The sequence below is a fragment of the Wolbachia endosymbiont of Spodoptera picta genome, from assembly GCF_018141665.1.
GTDB lineage: Bacteria > Pseudomonadota > Alphaproteobacteria > Rickettsiales > Anaplasmataceae > Wolbachia.
Map to the genome: position 1 here is coordinate 759,037 of NZ_CP067976.1, position 19,671 is coordinate 778,707.

The window sequence follows — 19,671 nt, forward strand, 5'->3', positions numbered from 1 at the left end:
AGTTAAGAATCAGTTTACTTAAATAATCCATAATTTTCTATCACTGCAGAAATGGAAAGGTTCTTCAAGCTGCTTTCGGGACTATATTGAATATCTATGCCGGTTAATTCTTTTACCCTTCCTTCTGTATCTTTTGTTAACCTTTGTGTTAAACCATCTACATTGCCAGAACTTATCATTCCCATAACAGAAAATTTCCCATTTGAAATATACTCCTTCTCTATCAGTGGGGATATTTTAATTATCCTATCTAGGCTCTCACGATTGGTTATTGATAATTTACCTTCTTGTTGAAGTAGATATAACTTTTCTATCATCTCAACTCTATTACCGGAGTGGTTCTTTACAAGATCCTCTAATAGTTTTTCATGTTCATCTATAGGCACATGAATATACATTAGCCACAAAAGAAGAACTAGGTCCGTATTATCTTTTGTTATCTCCCTTATTTTACTTGCCTGAACGCTTGCATAAAAATAAGGATCCTTTCCATCATAAGAATAACTAAACCTCGACACCCCCGACCTAATTTGATCACCAATTCTTACTCGAATCACATTTTTCAGATTTGCAATAGATCTATGCTCTTGTTCCATTACTTTAAACATTTTTGAAGAATCTATTTTTGTGATATATGGGTCATATTTGATTTTAAATTTAGGTTCAATATTCATCAGATCTCTTTTTAGTTCATATTTGATTTCAAGTTCAGGCTCAATATTTATCAGATCTTTTTTAACCAGATGATCTTCTATTATATATCCAATTCGTTTACTATCTGCGTATTCTTTGTTAAATAGCGCAATGAAATCAAGAGCGGTTGATCTTGATTTTTTGATTAACCAATTATAAGTATAACGTACTTCATCTAGTGCAAAAGTTAACATAACCCCTCATTTTAAAACATCATATTTAAATGTATAATATTTTCAATTAGTAAGCAAGTTTCTAGGCTGAAGTATGTTATAGTATTTTTAAGGTATGTTGCTCAGAAGAAATGGAATATTATTTAATATCCTGTCTTGACGTAAGTGCTATCTTCAGCGTCCCTTCATCTAGGTAGTCAATTTCTCCACCTATCGGTATACCACAAGCAAGGCGCGATATTTTTACATTCGAATTCTTTAGCAATTCAATTATATATTGCGCAGTAACTTGGCCTTCTAATGTTGGGTTGATTGCAATGATGACCTCTTCAATTTTAAATTCTGTAACTCTTTTGGGAATGTTATCAAGATTCAGTTCTTTTGGACCTATACCATTTATTGCTGATAGCCTTCCACCCAAAACATGATACATACCTGAATATATATTTCCTTTTTCAAATGTCCATAGATCACCCAACTCTTCTACTACACACATTAACTTGGTGTCACGCTTTGGGTTAATACAAATAGAACATGGCGATTTAATATCTAGGTTTCCACAAATTTTGCACTCTATTATAAGATCCGCTAGCTCTCTAATCAAAGATGCAAGCGGTAGCATGACTTTCTCTTTATTTTGGAGCAAATGTATAACTAACCTTCTTGATGACGATGGCCCTAAATTTGGCAATTTAGAAAAAGCATGAACTAAATTCCTTATATTAATGTTCATTCAGTAAATTCAAGATAGTTCAAAAATGATAACATCAAACCTTTCGTAAAGAAAGTAGTAAGTCTTTATCTTGATTAGCTATAGAAAAATTTTTCCACTTTTCTCAGAAATTGTCTTGAAAAAAGTAGTGTAATCACAATCTACTGTAACTTAAGTCTGACTCAGGTGTAACTGAAATTATCTCATACATTTGCGTAGTTTCTACAGTACCTCTTTTTTGAAAGTGACGCAATTTATTTTTCAACATGTTTCTTTCTTCTACATAATTGTCTGATTCTTTATTCAAACTAGAATTTTTTTCTTCATACTTGGAAAGTATTGTATAGATCAAATAATTAAAAAATAATATTAGACCTGTAGTGTTGGCAAGCAATGCAAGAGAATAATATAACATATCTTCGCTCACTTCTTCATTTATTATGTCATGGGAATTTCTATACATTCTAAAACAAGAGCCAAAGGCTGCTAAGCATACACAAGTAAGTTTTGTTTTGCTTAGGATGCACTTAATTCGCGCTAGTTTTTTATTATTATCTTCTAATTTTATACGCAACTCACTAATTTTACTACTATAGTGCTTAATAAACAATTCTATTGCCTCTTGGTTATTAGTATAATTATATGCTTTGTAAGATTCCTTATCTATGAGTTCAGTATCTATATCCTTTGATTTGAGAAGCTCTTTAATTGCTTCATTTTTGTTAAGAAGCACAGCTTCGTGTAGAGGTGTGTACTCATTTTCAACATTTTTTCTTCTGTTAATATTTTTATCAGTTAAGTAGTTAAAAAGAGCTGAAATGCATTCTGAGTTATTACCTTCAATAGTCAGAGTAATTACGTCTTTTTTGTCTTTGTTCTTAGTATTAATAACTTTGAAAAGCGGCTTTTCATCCTCTTCCTTATGTTCAAAATATTTGTGCTTGTAAAACTCATTTGCACGGTATGGCTCCTTAAGAATACACAAAAGCTTTTTTACAAAATCAGCATGATTTTTTTTAATAGCCACATGTAAAGGTGTGTCCTGATTTTTTTCATCTTTCAACAATAAGGCATCATACAAACAACCCTCTTTATATAAAAAATTAATCTCTTGATCAAAAGAGATATCTTCTTCTCCTTCACAGATATTTAGTAGCCGTGACCCTATACTTTCTGTAGTACTGTAATCAATTGCAGAGCTACGTTGCACTTTAGATTGATAAAGGGTTACGTTCATACTATTCCTACCTGTAAACAACCTAGCTATACCTCTAAATATTCCAGCTATACCTGATTCACTCCGAGCAGAACAAGGCGTTTTATCTTGAATGTGAATCTCAACATTTTCATTAGAAAAAAGTTCTAAAACATGCGAGCTGCCTCTTCTACTGGAAAAAGGCGCCTCATTCTTTTTATCTTTAGCTTTAACACTATTCTCTAGCTTTGCATTCGAAGCACTTATAGGGTTAGCTAAACAATCAAAATCCGTATTTTTAGATACAAAGTCTTCTGATTGAAAATTTGCTGCAGCGTTTATTTCACCTTTCATATTTCTTTTTTTACAGAAGTTGCATTTCAGGTAGGGTATCTCATCTTTAAAATTTTTCAACTCTATTTAAATTTTTTTAAAATAGTTTTTGATAAAAATATTTATGACACTAATTTTTGTGTTAAATTTTTAGAAGATTTTATAGCTAAAAATTGTATCCGTTCAGATGCATGGCTAATGTGCACATATTGAAACCAGTGCTTTCTTTTTTGTCATCCCAGCTACCAGAATGATGTCATCCCAGTGCCTAGACACTGGGATCCAGTTAAATTTATGAGTATAAAAGTAATCAACGTTTCTGATGATTATGAAAAAGCTGGATGCCAGTGTCAAGCACTGGCATGACACCATCTGCTACTCGTTCCACTTCATCGTCCTAAAGCCCTTCCCTGTCATGCCAGTGCCAAATGACACCATTTGTTCTTATGTTTTTGTCTATCTTATTTTACCACTCTGCTGAACGGATACAAAAAATTACTTCCGCATGTTTTTAATCTCATTATAATTACGATTAGAGATATTTATTGAGCTCAAAAATCTATCTCCGTCTGCAGACTTTTTAATTAAACTCATTAAAAATGTAGCGTATATTCTTCAGTGTATACTTAATTTCTGTCATATGTGCACTGCATTTTTTCTAATCTTTTTTACAGGGGGATTTTATGTCCAGAATTCCAGATATTTGACCTTTACTTTAGCTAATAAAAACCAACTGGTACCTGCGGTTTTTATAGCTACGTTTTCTCAAATAAGTTTTAAATGAATAGATTTCTTGCATAATCAGATGTCATCCCAGTGCTTGACACTGGGATCCAATAAGAAAAATGCGCTGGAACTTTCGAATTCCAGTTATGCAAGAAATCTAATGTTAAAAAACTCACAGTTATCCTAGTACTGCTTTATTATCTGCAGTCTTTTCAGGTTTGACGGAATGTAATTGAGAACCAATAGCAACAACTCCTTCTATCAATTTAGCCTGTTTATAGTCCTTACTTAAGAAATATATAGCTACTCCAATTGCTATTCCAGCAACAAGAGCAGATACTGCGAGTGTGCATAATATAATAGTCATTGAAGGGACTAAAGCACCACCAACACCAAGTCCAATGCCAAGAAAAACGCCAGGTATAATGCCAATCAAACTATTACATCTAGCACTTTCTTTTTTCGATTGAGCTTGGTCTTGCATACATTTAATGAGTGCTTCTCTTGTATTTCCTTGAGCTAAATCTAATGGCATCTTGTCTTCTTGATTCCTTATCAAAGGATTTGCACCATATGTCAAAAGGGCTTCTATTGCTTCAGTGTTATTACTTATAACAGCTTGGTGTAATAATGTATTTCTATTTTTATCTTTATCTCGAAAATTGATCAATTTGTAGAAATACTGAGGATTAACAGATCTATTCACCGCTTCATCTAAAATCTTCATCACGTTTTTAAATGACAATATCTCTTCTTTCTTAGACCTTGTACTATCGTATACAATGCAGTGTTGCAAAATAAGATACACCATCTCTTTTCTTATATCTACAATATCCTTTATAAATGAAGCTGATTTAAATAACTCCTTGTCAATAGTTATTTCGATATTTTTATTAAGGAATTCCTGCAATTCTCTAATTTTTTCGTTATGCTTTATCCCTTTCCTACAGATGATTTCAAGTAAAGTCACATTATCTACCTATTCTTATTATACTAATAATAAATTCTAATAAAAGTCAAATTTTTTATTAAAAAGTTAATATAATTAATTCTGTGAATGTCAAATAAATTCCGTAATTTTGTTAAAAAAAACTCACAGGGTCAACATCTATTGTTATTGCAATGTTTGAACTCAAGTTACAGCAATGTTTCAGCTTTTTCTTTATGAATAGACTATGTTTACTATGTATCTTTAGTAACACTCTATAACGATATTTATTGTTTAAAAAATTTATTGCTGCTGGTGATGGGCCAAAAATTTCGAGTTCTTCTTTTCTAGTCACGCACTGGAATGACAACGCAGAAGGAATAGTAGCTGAACATTGATCATGCAAAAAGCTTGTTATCTCACTTGCTGCTTTCTGCGTTGCAAATTGATCCTTACTGCAAACTATAAGCGCTATTAGTCTACTAAATGGGGGCATTTTAGCTTTGCGTCTTGACTCAAGTTCAACTTCATAAAACAAATCCCTTTTTTGCTGCTGCAATGCTTTTATTATCAAACTTTCAGGATTATTAGTTTGCACTATTACCGTTCCTTTTTCGTTGAACCTCCCAGATCTACCCGCAACTTGATGCAATAATTGATACGTCTTTTCTGCTGCCCTAAGATCAGAATTTTCAAGTCCTAAATCTGCATTTATCACTCCAACTAAAGTTAATTTAGGGAAATTATGTCCTTTCGCAATCACTTGTGTACCGATTATAATATTCACCTCTTCCTTGAGCACTGAGTCAATGACGCTACCAAGCGACTTCTGATCGCTGCTGATAATTGCAGTTTTTGCATTTGGTATTAATTTCACTATTTCTTCAACTAACCTTTCAATTCCCACACCATAAAGAAGCAATGACTGCTCACTTTGACAATTGGAGCATTTTTCTGGAAGTTTTGATTGATAAGAACAATGGTGACACAAAAGGACGTTCTTTTTCTTGTGGTAAGTAAGCCATATAGTGCAATTTGAGCAGGAAATTTTGTATCCACACTTTTTACAAACTGCAAGTTGTGCGTATCCTCTGCGATTTAGAAAGAGCATAACTTGCTGTTTTTTCTCTATGGTTTGTTTTATTCCTTCGAAAAGTTCATTGGAAATCCATTGCTTATTATTTACTACTTTTATTTGTGGCAACTCTGCACCACCGAATCGTTTAGTCAATTTTACATGATTGTAATTCCCTTTTTTAACATGATAAATTGTTTCAAGTAGCGGAGTGGCGGATGATAAAATAATCGGAATATTTTCGAGCTTGGCTAAGATAATGGCCATATCTCGAGCATTATATATAATCCCCTGTTCTTGTTTAAAGGATGAGTCATGCTCTTCATCGACGATAATTAATTTTAGGTTTTTATAAGGCAAAAAAAGCGCTGACCGTGCCCCGATAATGATCTGTGCACTTCCATTTGCAATACTGAGCCAATTATTTCTGCGAGCTTTTGGAGTAAGTCCTGAATGCCACTCAGCTATATTTCCAGATGTCTGACTGCGAACGCGATTTACCAATTGTGAAGTTAGGACAATTTCAGGCAAGAGGATTAGCACTTGTGCATTAACCTCTTCTGGTGTCATTCCAGTGTGTAACCTTTTGGTGTTTGAACATTTGCAGGTAGTTTTAGTAGTAGATGATGTCATTCCAGTGCTTGACACTGGAATCCAGTCTTTATCGTACAACTGCTTAGTGTACTGATTTGAAATTAAGTTTTCTGGATCCCAGTGTCGGGGCACTGGCTTTTTGGTAAAAATTACTCTTATATTGTAACATTCGTCTAGTTGTGTATTGAACGCTGGAATGACATAACGTTTATTTTTGAAAGTAAATTGCATAGCAAATGGTGTCATTCCAGTACGTGGTAAAAGCAGTATGCTAAATGTTACAGAGGGTTTTGCCTTAAATGCAAAGGTGTCATTCCAGTGCTTGACACTGGAATCCAGGAATTTTGATTCTAAGTTGGGTATTGGTCTTAAATTAAAATAAATATTTGTGATGAGATTATATGAAAAACTGGATCCCAGTGTATGAGCACTGGGATGACACCTTACTCGTAGACCCAAATCACAATGTTCGTAAATACTATGATTCTTAATCAACTGTGCAATTACAGAGAGATAAACTTCCGTTTTTCCAGACCCGGTTTCACCGTCAAGTAAAGTTACTGAATACTCATTCAAATTACTTATTATTTTATCTCGAGCTGCTTGCTGCTCAGGGTTTAATTGGTAATCTATTTCACTTATTTCCTGCTTTTGCTTAGTGCAAACTAGTTTATCTATTTGATTTACCTTTAACACTCCTCCCATTATCACTTTGGCAAGCATACCGATAGGTATTACATTATACTGTGCAACCCACTCTGCAAATTCGATCAGTTTTGGTCTGATGCTCGGCAAATCGACCTTTTGTTCAATAAATTTTAATTCTCGATCGCTTTTGCTACTTTCTCTCCAAACTGTTCCAATCAAACGCTTTCTGCCAAACGGCACCACTACGTAATCTCCAATTGAAACTTCAGTATCTTCCTCAACTGCATATGAAAATAGCTGATCAATTGGAAGTGGCAGTAATACGTCAACTGTTCTTGTCATAAGTTAGCGCTGTTTTTAGATACATAAAGAAGCCTTAATGCTTTTTTCATAGTACACAATTTATAATCATAAATATTGAAAATTTGAGGAAATTCTGTATGTTTAGCGATAAAATAGTCCTAGACTTTGAAATAGAAAAAGGCGACCGAATAGATCGCTGTTACTTTTCTACACGCATCAAACTTACAGATAAGAGCAAAAATTTTCTATGTGAAAAGCTTGATAGACTTAACAATTTAGATGATTACTTTAATCTTAATCCTGAAAATTTTTACATTTATTATAACAAATATAGTGGTCACTATGGTATAAATGAGCTATATGTCAGAGATGATAATGGTAGATATTTAGCTACTAAACTTCCACTTGATCAGAGCGGATTTTCGATAGAGTTATCATTCGACGAGGTGAATTATGGTTTTTATCCTCTGTATGCAATCTATAATCCCACTCAATATGACAAAAAGCAGGAAAAGAGCTTTGAAGATAATGGTGAATTGCAGCCGTTTGTGTCAAGTGTATTGGATTACTTTCTAAATGGCTTAACCATTCAAGATATGTTTTTGCAAATACAAAATGAGCTTGTTGAAAAAGAAACAAAATTAGAAGAAGACAGAAGAAAAGCAGAGGAAGAATTAAATCAAAAGAATGAAAAGTTAAGAGAACTCATAGAAAATGATGAGATTAAAGTACTTAAAGTAATAAAAGGCCATAGTATTGAGAATGGACGTTCAACAGCAATTCTACAGCTTAATGGTGATCTTGATGCAAGTAAATACTACATAGCAGAGTATGAAAGCAATGAATACTTACATTGCACGAGCTCTGGTTATGACATACTGCTTGACCAGAGCGATTTATTTTTTGTCCTGAATAGCAGCTCTTATCTTGAACTTGAAAGCGGGTTCTATTCAATCCCTGAATTTAATTCTAGAAGCTATGCTAAATATCTCAATACTAAGAATCGGCTTTTCAGCGATGATCAACTATCTCAGCAGTTGTGCAAAAGCAAGTTAAAGGCTGAATCTACAGTTAACGCATTTTTCTCAAGACTTATTTATAGTGAAAATCTTTAAGAGGTGAATATGAAATTTAAAACAAATTCTGGATATGATAAATCACAAACTTTGATTAAAAAATTATTTCCAAATAAAGAAAGTATAGTAATAAACGATCAGCTTACAATAGAAGTAAAATATGGGGGATTAGCTAGTTATACCCCTGAGTATATAAAACAAACTGTAAAAGATGCTTATGGAGCCTGGTCTGATAATTTCTATTCACAAAAAAGCGTTCATTCTGGTCCAGTAAAATTGCAGCTTTATGTGCTGAAAAATTACGATGATTACAAAGCTCACATCAAGGAACTTTCAGGTGGTAAGGACCATAGAGAATTATGGGGTGGTGGAACAGTAAGAGCACACGAAGCTGACGGCACGATAGCAAAGACCTTTATTGTTGGAGATGTAAATGGCTTACTTTGTGCAAAATCTAAAATTTTAATGGAAAAAATGAGCGATGCATTTCTTGAGTACTCTACCGGTAATATGGATACAGTACCTGAAGTTTTACGTACCGGTATGAAGCTTTTCATGTGGAGCTACGATGCAGCTAAAAAAGAAAGCACTCGCGATATGCATTATACAAAAGAAGCATACAATAAAATGCATGAATCTGGGCATGATACACCATATAAAATAGCAAGTATGTCTAACGACTATAGAATATCAGATTGCTTAGTGACATTCCTACAAGAAAAACATCCTCAATTCATAAAGCAATTGCTCACTGAGATGTCCTTCGATAGAGTAGAAGCGATATCAAAATTCAAGCATCTTTTGAATAACTCAGAAGTTGAAAAAGAATTTAAGCAGTGGATGGATGTAAAAAGTGGCGATAAAATTGTGGCAGATCTTGTGCCAGATAGTGAAGTTATGACTTTCGGCGAACACAAGCTTCAAATAAATATAAAATATGATGATGAGGAATTAACTCAGAGCAAATTGAGTAGTGTAAAAAATGCCATCGAGAGTACTATAAAAGATTTTGATTCAGCATTTGGCATTAATAATTCTCAGCCTTGGCACAACATACCAAATAAAGTTAATGTTTTCGTATTTAATACAAAGAGTGACTACGAAAATTATCTTAAGGAGTTGAACGTTAACTATAAAGGCGCTTCTGGCTTAACAGTTCAAGGGCGTGGCTCAGAAATTCATGTTTATTTTTATCTACAAGACCAATTTGATGACTCGTGTAAAACTTTGAAACACGAATTGGGACACGCCTTAACTATCATTAATTCCTATTATGGTACAGGTGATGTCTTATCTAAGGCTATGCATGAAGGGGTTGCTAACTATATGGCAAGTTTAGAAGATGGTCGGCATGTCAATGACCACGGAGATAAAGAGGCCTTGATTGCAATAAAGAATAAAGGTCTCAAACCAGATGAAATATTGCGCAATAATATTTGGAGTAATAAAGGGGAACATTATCATTCGGATGCTGAACAAGTGATCAAATTTCTTGAAGATAAACACCCAGATATGATTGATAATTTGCTCAAGAGCCTTTCTAAATCTGGTGCAAATAGGTCTCAAGGTAATAAATTATTTGAGGATTTTTTGACTGAGCTAAAAGGTTATACTCAGGAATTTAAACAGTGGGTCAAAGCTGAGCTGAGTGGTGAACAACATATGGAATATAATGTTGTTGAATCTAACAGTGTTGAAAGTTCAACAAGCCAACAAAGTGCAGGCAAGGGTCTATATGGTTATAGCCCAGTACATAATGTAAGTGGTGATAAAACCAAGATAGAATCTAAATCAAGTGTCAGTAGAGAAGATTCTATGCAACCTGCTAAAAAAGCGAGTGAAGACGAACAAGGAAAAGCTGTTACAACAAAAGTTATGAAGTATAATAAACAGCATTTCTTAAAGGTGAATATTGATGACAATAATGTAGAAAATACTATAGGAAAAGTAAACGAGATAAATAAGGTAACAGGTGCGACTAGTTTACATTTTGCTGCTTCATTGGGAGATTTAAGCAAAGTAGCAACGCTACTAAAACACAATTCATATATTGATACAAGAGACTATAATGGACAAACGCCACTACATTATGCTATTCAGTCAGGAAATACGGAAGTAGCAAAATATCTTATTGATCATGGAGCAAATCTTAATGTTCATGACAATTATTATCAGAAAACTAATACTAAATATGTGTATTATAAGACACCTTTACACTATGCTATTGAGTCTGGAAATATAGAGATAGCTAAATACTTAATAGATCGTGGTGCAAATCCTAATATTCAAGATGCTTATTCCAAAACGCCATTATACAGTGCTATTTATTCAGGTAATACAGAAATAGTGAAGTATCTATTAGATCATAACGCAGATCCTAATAGTAAAAGTTATTATACTTTTCCGTTACTTGCTGCTATTAAGCTAGGGAATGCGGAAATAGTTAAGAGTTTAATTGAGCATGGCGCAGATCTTGGTATCAAAAACACGTCAGCTCAAACACTGCTGCACTATGCAATTGAGCTAAAACATACGGAAATTGCTAAATACTTAATAGATCGTGGTATAGATGTTGATACCCGTGATATTAGCTCTGGTAAATCTCCACTACATTTTGCCATGCACATGAAAAATATGGAAGTAGTTAAATATCTCATAGAGCATAATGCGGATATTGATATTCAGGATAGCTACGGCTTAACACCTTTGCATCTTGCTGTTGATCTTGGGAATAAGAAGATTATAGAGCAGTTAGTTGAAAAAGGTGCGAATATTAATGCTCAGGATAATGATGGTTGGACACCTTTAGTTCATGCAGTGAGGCATGGAAAGTTAGATACAATAGAATATCTAATAAAAAACAAAGCTGACGTTGACGTTGTAGGTAAAGATGGCAGGACACTTGTTGAACATGCTGAGTTATGGGCAGAAGAGAAAGGACTAGCAAGAGATGTAATAGATAGCAAAGGCGATAATGATTCTTATTATCGTGAGCTTTCAAAAGAAGCTGCAACTTGGGAAAAAGCTGGAAAGGATATGCTTAGCTATCTCAAAAAAATTATTATGCAAGAAGAAGAATCTAACGATATAGACCAAATGCCAGCAGATCAACCTGCGAGTGAAGAAAGGAGTAAAAGATCGATAAGAGGAGACGAAGAGAAGCAAGAGGAAACAATTGTTATAGATAATGTGAAAGAAGAATCACAGCATCCTTTAAAAATCAAAGTGGGTGAGGCTGTTGAAATAGGGAAATATAAGGTAGAACTGCAAGTTACGTATGATGATGTAAGAAATTTTTATGACACTATACGTGGTAAATATCATGATGGTAGTGGATACAATTATGAGCAAGTAATGGTTTTGTACAATGAAATTGTTAGGCCAGCATCAAAGCATCATGATGAACCATTTACTCTTGCTGAGTCCTATATTGCAGATGGGCATCTATTTATTAAAAATCAAGATTTTGGAATTTTGAATGATTTTAATGAGATGTTCTATAAAAGTGATGAGTTTATGTAACATAAAAGGTGGATGAGAATTAATTGATATAAGGAATTAGATCTTCTATTTTCATTCCAGCGTTTCCTTTTCCTGTCATCCTAGTGCCCCGACACTGGGATCCAGTGTTCATATAATCTCATCACAAACGTTTATTTTAATTTAAGACCAATACCTAATTTAGAATCAAAATTCCTGGATTCCAGTATCAAGTACTGGAATGACATCATCTACTATGCAACTTACTTTCAAAAATAAATGTTCCAGTGTTTTCCTCTCCTCTCATCCCAGTGGGCTTTGTTGCATAGCAACTGAAAAAATCTGGTGGCTACTGACAAAATTCATTATAAAACAGCCATTTAACTGTTGAAGAAAAAATATGCCACAGAAAATGAAAATCAGTAACCAAAACGAATATAACAAATTCCTTGAAAAAAGGGGGAATATTTTTCGTTACATCGATGAAGCTATCGAAAATTGGTATGAAAATAGTCCAAAAATGCAGGGCGGTAACTATATTTATAGTGATAAAGTTGTGATTTTGGTGCATATAATCGTTAATCTTTTTAGAATTGGCTTAAGACAAACGGTAGGGTTTGTAAAAGGATATCTGCAACAAATAGGAAAAAATTTGGCAGTTATCAGCTATTCACAAGCATCAAAAAAAACTTAATATTAAGATAAATGATTGCAGGATTGATAAAAGCAACATGGAAAATATTGAAATTATCATAGATAGTACAAATTTACAGTAACACTCCTGGCCACAGTAAGGAAAACAGTGCAGATAGAAAGTACCGAAGCTACGAGCAAGTAAGAAAGTTACATGTTAAGTGTGAATAGTAAAAAAGCTATAGCTGCAAGATACAGTAATGGCGTCTACTCTGACCACTATGGAGCTTGCTTGAAGAAGTTAATTTTCAGCACAAAATAAAAGCATTATATGCAGATAGGGCATACGATAGGCAAAAACTTTATAAATTGTGTAAGAAATACGATATAAAGACAAAAGTTCTACCAAAAAAGGATGCAGCAGAACATTCAAAAATAGATTATATGTCTGACAGAAATGCTGCTATTAGGTTAATAAAATTATATGGACAAGATGGTGTAAAAGAGTGGAAAAAGGAAGCAATTTATGGAAAAAGATCTTACATAGAAGGATTTTTCTCAAGGTTGAAGCAAGTATTTGTTTAGGAATAAATCTGAAGTAAACCGTGAAAAAGAATTACTAATTAAGTGCTATTTGCTCAACAAATTCACTGGTATTGGTATGGCTAAATTTGAAATCATTACATAAATTTGTCGTAAACCATCACTGCTTAAGGTGCTATGCAACAAAGCCCACTGGAATCCAGTCCTTTCGCACAAAAAACGTTGTAAAGTGTTTACCAACTTAGTTGGATCCCAGTATCAGCTACTCTGATGACAAGAAGGGAAGTACAGGTTTCAATATTTGCATGCATCTGAACAGATACAAATATTGCAATTAAAAGCATTAGACAGGCAGTAAAGGTCTTGATATTATATAATATTAAGTTCTAAACTTGGAAGGGTGGCCGAGCGGCTGAAGGCGGCGGTTTGCTAAACCGTTATACGATTGAAAAGTCGTATCGAGGGTTCGAATCCCTCTCCTTCCGTATATTATTGTTTAGGTATTCATTACAGTAATTTCACCCTCTTTTTTAATTATAAAAAAGTTAGCTAGCGTTTATTCAGTATTTATTATAGAATTAGTTATTAGCTAAATAATTTTATATGCATAAAATACTAATTTTGATATTAATAATGCTGCCGCTTAGGTTACTTGCAACTGAGATTGAAATTGTTGCAGATGTAAATGGTGAGCCAATTTCAAATTTAGATATCGAAAGACGTATCAACCTCATAAATTCATTGCTTGGCACTCAGAAGATTAATCAAAAAGAGGTAAAATCTCAAATTCTAAAACAGTTAATAGACGAAATTATCATTGTCAGCGAAGCACAGAAGATGAATATAGAATTGAGTAACGAGGAGTTAAATAATGCTTTCACGTTATTCTTAACTCAAAGTTTAAAACTTGAGGCTGATGAAGTTGATGAATACGTAAAAAAGCATAATATGGATCTCAATAACCTAAAAAAACAAGTAAAGTGTCAGCTGCTGTGGAACAAGATTATTGAAGTAGGAATTGTATCGCTTATCAATATAAGCGATAAAGAAGTGGATGACATAAGAAAACAAAAAGAGAAGCCTGATTACCTTATTACGTTTCAGGAATTTGTAATTCCTGATCAAAAAATGGCTGAAGATTTAGTAAAAAAATTACGTACCAGTAATAATCCAGAATCTTCAATAAAGATGCGCAAAGCAACCGTTAATTTAAGTCAGCTAAAAGGTACTCTCAAGGACGTTTTGGAAAGATTAGAAATCAATGACGCAGCAGGTCCGATTAGTTTAAGCGAAGGTTACTCTGTTATAAAAGTCATAGATAAGGTACAGCTCGATCATACACTGCTGGAAAGTATTTTAAAAGTAAAACAAGTTGTGGTTAAAGATTCAGAAAATTTACTCTCTAATTTTAAGGAGCAAAAGGTCAATTGTCTAAATTTTGACAAATTAGCAGACGATTTCAAATTGCCAAGCGCAAAAGAATTTAAAATAAAAATGCGAGATTTAAATCCTGATTTACAGATTTTATTTAGTAAAACAAGTACGAATGAAATAGTAGAATTAAGAGAAAATAGCACTGCAAAGCTAATGATGTTATGTGATATCAAGAGTAATCCAGTGAATATAGAAGCAATCAAACAGGAAATGTATCAACAAAAGATTATTATACAAAGCAACCTGTTATTGGATAATATGCGTAAAAATGCAGCTGTTAGTTATCGATTTAATTGAAGCTAGAGAATATTTTTCGTTTTTTACTCTATAAAAAGTTTATGAAGAATATAATGCTGATTGGTGGCGGAGTTGGAAATGCAGTATTATTTTCGATAGGAAAGGCATGTCTTGAAAACAATCATAAGGTTTTATATTTCGCTGGCTATAAAAAATTAAGTGATGTATTTAAACGAGCACTGATAGAACGTGCATCAAGTGCAGTAATTTGGGCATGTGAAGAAGGATTGATAGAAACAAGCAGAGAACAGGATAAATCCTTTCATGGTAATATAGTTGATGCAATAATCTCATATCAGCAAGGAAAGTTAGGTAAAATTACTATTAGTTTAAACACTATAGATAAAATCATCACTATTGGTTCTGCTAAAATGATGAAAGCTATAAATGAAGCTAGAAAAACAATTTTAAAGCCATATCTGAAACCAAAACACATAGCAATATCATCAGTTAACTCTCCTATGCAGTGCATGATGAAAGAAATCTGCGCTCAATGTATTCAGCAACACATAAATAAGGAAACAGGAGAAATAAGTTTTGTTTATAGTTGCAGTAATCAAGACCAGGATATGGAGCTTGTTGACTTTGATTTTTTAAGTGAGCGCTTGAAGCAAAATAGTTTACAAGAAAAGCTCACTGCAAAATGGATAGAACATGTTCAAAGACACTAAACAGCACAAAGAGGAACTAAGGAAGCAATATAGAACCATAAGAAAAGATGTTGATGAAAGTTATTCTAGTTATGCAGCAAATTCTCTTGTTAATCTCTTTAACAAAAACTTAAGTTGCGTTAAAGGTAAAACAATAGCAGCTTACATTCCAATAGACGGGGAAATTAATGTTGTGCCTTTGATGCATCATTTACTCGATTTAGATTATAAAGTAGCAGTCCCTAATAAAAACAAGTTATTAAAATTCGAAGAATGGAATAAAGCAGATGAAGATATAATCCCCGATACAATCATTACTCCTGTTATTGCTTTTGATGATCATTTTAATAGGTTAGGTTTTGGCGGTGGTTGGTATGATGAAATGATAAAAAAATTACGGCCACTTGGAAAAATATTTATAGGTGTAGCCTATGAGAAGCAATATTGTAAAAATTTACCTGTAGAAAAACATGATCAAAAATTGGATATTATAATCACTGAGATATGTGTTAGATTTGAAAGTGAATTGCTCAAGAAGGCGGATAGAAAGGAGTAGCATAGTCTCCCTCTTTCTGATAGTAATTGCTTATCTGTTCAGATGCATGCAAATATTGAAACCTGTACTTCCCTTCTTGTCATCAGAGTAGCTGATACTGGGATCCAACTAAGTTGGTAAACACTTTACAACGTTTTTTGTGCGAAAGGACTGGATTCCAGTGGGCTTTGTTGCATAGCACCTTAAGCAGTGATGGTTTACGACAAATTTATGTAATGATTTCAAATTTAGCCATACCAATACCAGTGAATTTGTTGAGCAAATAGCACTTAATTAGTAATTCTTTTTCACGGTTTACTTCAGATTTATTCCTAAACAAATACTTGCTTCAACCTTGAGAAAAATCCTTCTATGTAAGATCTTTTTCCATAAATTGCTTCCTTTTTCCACTCTTTTACACCATCTTGTCCATATAATTTTATTAACCTAATAGCAGCATTTCTGTCAGACATATAATCTATTTTTGAATGTTCTGCTGCATCCTTTTTTGGTAGAACTTTTGTCTTTATATCGTATTTCTTACACAATTTATAAAGTTTTTGCCTATCGTATGCCCTATCTGCATATAATGCTTTTATTTTGTGCTGAAAATTAACTTCTTCAAGCAAGCTCCATAGTGGTCAGAGTAGACGCCATTACTGTATCTTGCAGCTATAGCTTTTTTACTATTCACACTTAACATGTAACTTTCTTACTTGCTCGTAGCTTCGGTACTTTCTATCTGCACTGTTTTCCTTACTGTGGCCAGGAGTGTTACTGTAAATTTGTACTATCTATGATAATTTCAATATTTTCCATGTTGCTTTTATCAATCCTGCAATCATTTATCTTAATATTAAGTTTTTTTTGATGCTTGTGAATAGCTGATAACTGCCAAATTTTTTCCTATTTGTTGCAGATATCCTTTTACAAACCCTACCGTTTGTCTTAAGCCAATTCTAAAAAGATTAACGATTATATGCACCAAAATCACAACTTTATCACTATAAATATAGTTACCGCCCTGCATTTTTGGACTATTTTCATACCAATTTTCGATAGCTTCATCGATGTAACGAAAAATATTCCCCCTTTTTTCAAGGAATTTGTTATATTCGTTTTGGTTACTGATTTTCATTTTCTGTGGCATATTTTTTCTTCAACAGTTAAATGGCTGTTTTATAATGAATTTTGTCAGTAGCCACCAGATTTTTTCAGTTGCTATGCAACAAAGCCCACTGGGATCCAACTAAGTTGGTAAACACTTTACAACGTTTTTTGCACAAAAGGACTGGATTCTAGCGTAACGCGCTAGAATGACATCAACTTTTGAATTCCAGTTATGCAAGAAATCTATTCATTTGAAACTTGTTTGAGAAACGTAGCTATAAAAACCGCAGGTACCAGTTGGTTTTTATTAGCTAAAGTAAAGGTCAAATATCTGGAATTCTGGACATAAAATCCCCCTGTAAAAAAGATTAGAAAAAAATGCAGCGCACATATGACAGAAATTAAGTATACACTGAAGAGGATACGCTACATTTTTTTATGAGTTTAATAAAAAAGGTCTGCAGACAAAGATAGATTTTTGAGCTCTAAAAATATCTATAATTGTTATTATAATCAGATTTAAAATATGCGGAAGTAATTTTTTGTGTCCGCTTAGCAGGGTGGCAAAATAAGATAGACAGATACATTTTTACATCAAAACGCTCCCCAAATGCATCAATTCTATTTTGTAATGTTGTTTCCATCAACTTGTTCAGAATTTGACTCCTTCACTTTAGAACTTGGCTTCATTTCTTTAGCTTTATTATTCACCTCTTGTATAAAATCTTCTACTGTTTTGCTATCTGCAGTAATTGCATCTTTTAATTTGTCTATAGAATCCTCAAGTGCTTTCTCATCACTCTCATGAGTACTGAGGCCCTTTTCCAGAAGTCTACTCATATCATCTCTTGAAAAATTTTGAATGGTTCGATCTTTTACTAATTTCTTTATTGCCATTAATTGCTCTTTGTTTCGAAGCATTTCTATTATTTTTACTTTATTATCAAGAATTGTTCTTTCTTCTTCATTAGCTTTAAGACCCTGTTTTGTCAAATTGCTTATTAACTTTCCAAAATTATTCTCTCTTGCTTGAATCGTAGGTAATTTATCGATCACATCTTTCACAAAACTTTTCAATGCTTTTCCCGATTCAACTATACCCTGGACTGCTTTACTGGTACCCTTACCTACGCTTTCTTTTATCTCACTTCTATTCTGATATATAGCATAACCAATAGCAACTATAGCAACAAATCCTACTATGCTGCTCCTCCAATTATTAATGCACCAGCCACTCCTCCTATTGCCAATGTACCTGCTAGTGCACCTGTCAATGTTGTAAATGCTGCTCCACTTATCAATCCTTGAGCTAACAGTTGATTGCCTAAAGTTTCAAGCTCTTTCTTCATGCCTTTTACTTTATTTCCTTGTTCCAAAAATTCTTTTGATTCAACTTTGTTTTTCTCAAAATTCTCCAATATAAGACCTATTACACTCCCCAAAATATCTTTATTTTCTATCAGAAATTTAGACATACTATCGATATCTGATTCGTCAAAAATTTCACTTTTTCTTTCAAAGCTACGTAGTCTTAACAGAACTTGCAATTCTTGTAACAAATCTTTTTTTCCACTAATATATTTTACTACATTTTCAATTAACTCATCTGAATTGGTTGGATTTGCTGTACCACTTTGTAGCATATTCAATTCCCATCAATTATAAATATGCCTAATTATATATACTAATTATATTATAATTGACATAAAATAATTACTCCTTTCCAAATATGGAATTTGTATTACAATACCTAGATTATATGAAATCAAGGTATTTTATGGGTGAGAAAAAATTAAGAGCCGCTGTGGTTTTATCAGGATGCGGCCACCTCGACGGCACAGAAGTGAGAGAAGCAGTCTTAACTCTGCTTGTGTTTGATCAGCAGGAAGTTGAAGTCACGTGCTTTGCTCCTGATGTTGATATCACACAAGTTATGAATCACAAAACAAAAGAAGCAGTAAAAGAAAAAAGGAATGTACTTGTAGAATCAGCAAGAATTGCAAGAGGTGAGATAAATGATTTAAGAGAAGCTAAAGCTGAAAATTTTGACATGCTAGTCGTACCTGGTGGATATGGAGTTGCGAAAAATTTATCTGACTTAGCTGAAAATAAAACAGTAATGCCTGAGTTTGAAAGATTAGTCTCAGAGTTCTTTGTTGCAAAAAAGCCAATAGGAACTATATGTATATCTCCAGCCATTATTGTTTTAATTTTAAGTAGCAAGATAGGTAAAGAAGAAAGTAAGATTAAGGTAACTATAGGAGACGACAAAGACCAGTTGATAGAAAAGCTCGGCGGCGAACATATAACATGCGATACAAAGCTATCAATAGAAGACGAAAAGCATAATATATTTTCCTGCTCTGCTTATATGCGTAGTGACGAAAGTACACACTCTGTATATCAAGGAATAAAACACATGATTGACAGTATGGTGAAAAAAATTAATAAAAAAACCAAACAACCATTTCTCTAAAGTGTAGTTTCTTATACAATTAATTATGTTATACTTCCAGTTGCATTATTGTTGTAG

Annotated in this window: 13 protein-coding genes, 1 tRNA gene and 2 pseudogenes; 8 read left to right on the forward strand and 8 right to left on the reverse strand. The window is 33.3% G+C overall.

Features of this window, described 5'->3' with window-relative positions; all coding sequences use genetic code 11:
• Positions 1-14: 14 nt before the first annotated feature.
• The 5 genes from JKF54_RS06425 to priA all read right to left on the reverse strand — a co-directional run bounded on the left by JKF54_RS06425 (position 15) and on the right by priA (position 7,419).
• Positions 15-887 carry a hypothetical protein gene (locus JKF54_RS06425; RefSeq protein WP_246433100.1) on the reverse strand — a complete coding sequence of 291 codons (873 nt, stop codon included), beginning with the start codon at positions 885-887 and terminating at the stop codon, positions 15-17.
• Between the two features lie 118 nt (positions 888-1,005).
• Positions 1,006-1,593 (reverse strand): recombination mediator RecR, encoded by a 588-nt coding sequence (gene recR, locus JKF54_RS03295; protein WP_211908738.1) that lies wholly within the window; start codon positions 1,591-1,593, stop codon positions 1,006-1,008.
• Between the two features lie 139 nt (positions 1,594-1,732).
• Positions 1,733-3,127 carry an ankyrin repeat domain-containing protein gene (locus tag JKF54_RS03300; RefSeq protein WP_211907540.1) on the reverse strand — a complete coding sequence of 465 codons (1,395 nt, stop codon included), beginning with the start codon at positions 3,125-3,127 and terminating at the stop codon, positions 1,733-1,735.
• 883 nt (positions 3,128-4,010) lie between these two features.
• Positions 4,011-4,802: an ankyrin repeat domain-containing protein gene (locus JKF54_RS03310; RefSeq protein WP_246433101.1), complete on the reverse strand. Its 792-nt coding sequence runs from the start codon at positions 4,800-4,802 to the stop codon at positions 4,011-4,013.
• Positions 4,803-4,914: 112 nt separating this feature from the next.
• Complete coding sequence (gene priA, locus JKF54_RS03315) at positions 4,915-7,419, reverse strand: replication restart helicase PriA (RefSeq protein ID WP_211907542.1); 2,505 nt, start codon at positions 7,417-7,419, stop codon at positions 4,915-4,917.
• A gap of 98 nt (positions 7,420-7,517) precedes the next feature.
• Between priA and JKF54_RS03320 the strand changes: the two genes are divergently transcribed.
• The 7 genes and pseudogenes from JKF54_RS03320 (at position 7,518) to JKF54_RS03355 (ending at position 16,049) form a co-directional block, all read left to right on the forward strand.
• The gene (locus JKF54_RS03320; RefSeq protein WP_211907543.1) at positions 7,518-8,495 is read left to right on the forward strand and encodes a hypothetical protein; all 978 of its coding nucleotides are present in this window, start codon (positions 7,518-7,520) and stop codon (positions 8,493-8,495) included.
• A 9-nt stretch (positions 8,496-8,504) separates the two neighbouring features.
• Complete coding sequence (locus tag JKF54_RS03325; RefSeq protein ID WP_211907544.1) at positions 8,505-11,978, forward strand: ankyrin repeat domain-containing protein; 3,474 nt, start codon at positions 8,505-8,507, stop codon at positions 11,976-11,978.
• Positions 11,979-12,336: 358 nt separating this feature from the next.
• Positions 12,337-13,257, forward strand: a pseudogene (locus JKF54_RS06880) (IS5 family transposase).
• Between the two features lie 249 nt (positions 13,258-13,506).
• Positions 13,507-13,597 (forward strand) — tRNA-Ser (locus tag JKF54_RS03340).
• A gap of 118 nt (positions 13,598-13,715) precedes the next feature.
• Positions 13,716-14,843: a SurA N-terminal domain-containing protein gene (locus JKF54_RS03345; protein WP_211907545.1), complete on the forward strand. Its 1,128-nt coding sequence runs from the start codon at positions 13,716-13,718 to the stop codon at positions 14,841-14,843.
• A 41-nt stretch (positions 14,844-14,884) separates the two neighbouring features.
• Positions 14,885-15,514, forward strand: coding sequence for a ferredoxin reductase domain-containing protein (locus JKF54_RS03350; protein ID WP_211907546.1), 630 nt, complete (start codon positions 14,885-14,887; stop codon positions 15,512-15,514).
• Positions 15,498-16,049, forward strand: a complete 552-nt coding sequence (locus JKF54_RS03355; protein ID WP_211907547.1) for a 5-formyltetrahydrofolate cyclo-ligase — start codon at positions 15,498-15,500, stop codon at positions 16,047-16,049. The genes JKF54_RS03350 and JKF54_RS03355 overlap by 17 nt, the downstream gene beginning before the upstream one ends.
• A 208-nt stretch (positions 16,050-16,257) precedes the next feature.
• Here JKF54_RS03355 and JKF54_RS06885 read toward each other — a convergent pair.
• The 3 genes and pseudogenes from JKF54_RS06885 to JKF54_RS06435 form a co-directional block, all read right to left on the reverse strand.
• A pseudogene (locus tag JKF54_RS06885) lies at positions 16,258-17,178 on the reverse strand (IS5 family transposase).
• Positions 17,179-17,759: 581 nt separating this feature from the next.
• On the reverse strand, positions 17,760-18,203 hold the full coding sequence (locus tag JKF54_RS06430) for a hypothetical protein (protein ID WP_246433104.1): 444 nt from the start codon (positions 18,201-18,203) through the stop codon (positions 17,760-17,762).
• A gap of 134 nt (positions 18,204-18,337) precedes the next feature.
• Positions 18,338-18,781, reverse strand: a complete 444-nt coding sequence (locus JKF54_RS06435; RefSeq protein WP_246433105.1) for a hypothetical protein — start codon at positions 18,779-18,781, stop codon at positions 18,338-18,340.
• Between the two features lie 134 nt (positions 18,782-18,915).
• On the opposite strand from JKF54_RS06435, the gene elbB reads away from it, so the two are divergent.
• Positions 18,916-19,614 carry an isoprenoid biosynthesis glyoxalase ElbB gene (elbB, locus tag JKF54_RS03375; protein WP_211908742.1) on the forward strand — a complete coding sequence of 233 codons (699 nt, stop codon included), beginning with the start codon at positions 18,916-18,918 and terminating at the stop codon, positions 19,612-19,614.
• The last annotated feature ends 57 nt before the right edge of the window (positions 19,615-19,671 follow it).

What these genes read in the sequence shown, in the direction of transcription:
- JKF54_RS03325 (WP_211907544.1), top strand. Translation starts at nt 8,505, where the DNA reads ATGAAATTTAAAACAAATTCTGGATATGATAAATCACAAACTTTGATT.
- JKF54_RS03300 (WP_211907540.1), bottom strand. Translation starts at nt 3,127, where the DNA reads ATGAAAGGTGAAATAAACGCTGCAGCAAATTTTCAATCAGAAGACTTT.
- JKF54_RS06425 (WP_246433100.1), bottom strand. Translation starts at nt 887, where the DNA reads ATGTTAACTTTTGCACTAGATGAAGTACGTTATACTTATAATTGGTTA.
- JKF54_RS03350 (WP_211907546.1), top strand. Translation starts at nt 14,885, where the DNA reads ATGAAGAATATAATGCTGATTGGTGGCGGAGTTGGAAATGCAGTATTA.
- JKF54_RS03355 (WP_211907547.1), top strand. Translation starts at nt 15,498, where the DNA reads ATGTTCAAAGACACTAAACAGCACAAAGAGGAACTAAGGAAGCAATAT.
- JKF54_RS03345 (WP_211907545.1), top strand. Translation starts at nt 13,716, where the DNA reads ATGCATAAAATACTAATTTTGATATTAATAATGCTGCCGCTTAGGTTA.
- priA (WP_211907542.1), bottom strand. Translation starts at nt 7,419, where the DNA reads ATGACAAGAACAGTTGACGTATTACTGCCACTTCCAATTGATCAGCTA.
- JKF54_RS06435 (WP_246433105.1), bottom strand. Translation starts at nt 18,781, where the DNA reads ATGCTACAAAGTGGTACAGCAAATCCAACCAATTCAGATGAGTTAATT.
- elbB (WP_211908742.1), top strand. Translation starts at nt 18,916, where the DNA reads ATGGGTGAGAAAAAATTAAGAGCCGCTGTGGTTTTATCAGGATGCGGC.
- JKF54_RS03320 (WP_211907543.1), top strand. Translation starts at nt 7,518, where the DNA reads ATGTTTAGCGATAAAATAGTCCTAGACTTTGAAATAGAAAAAGGCGAC.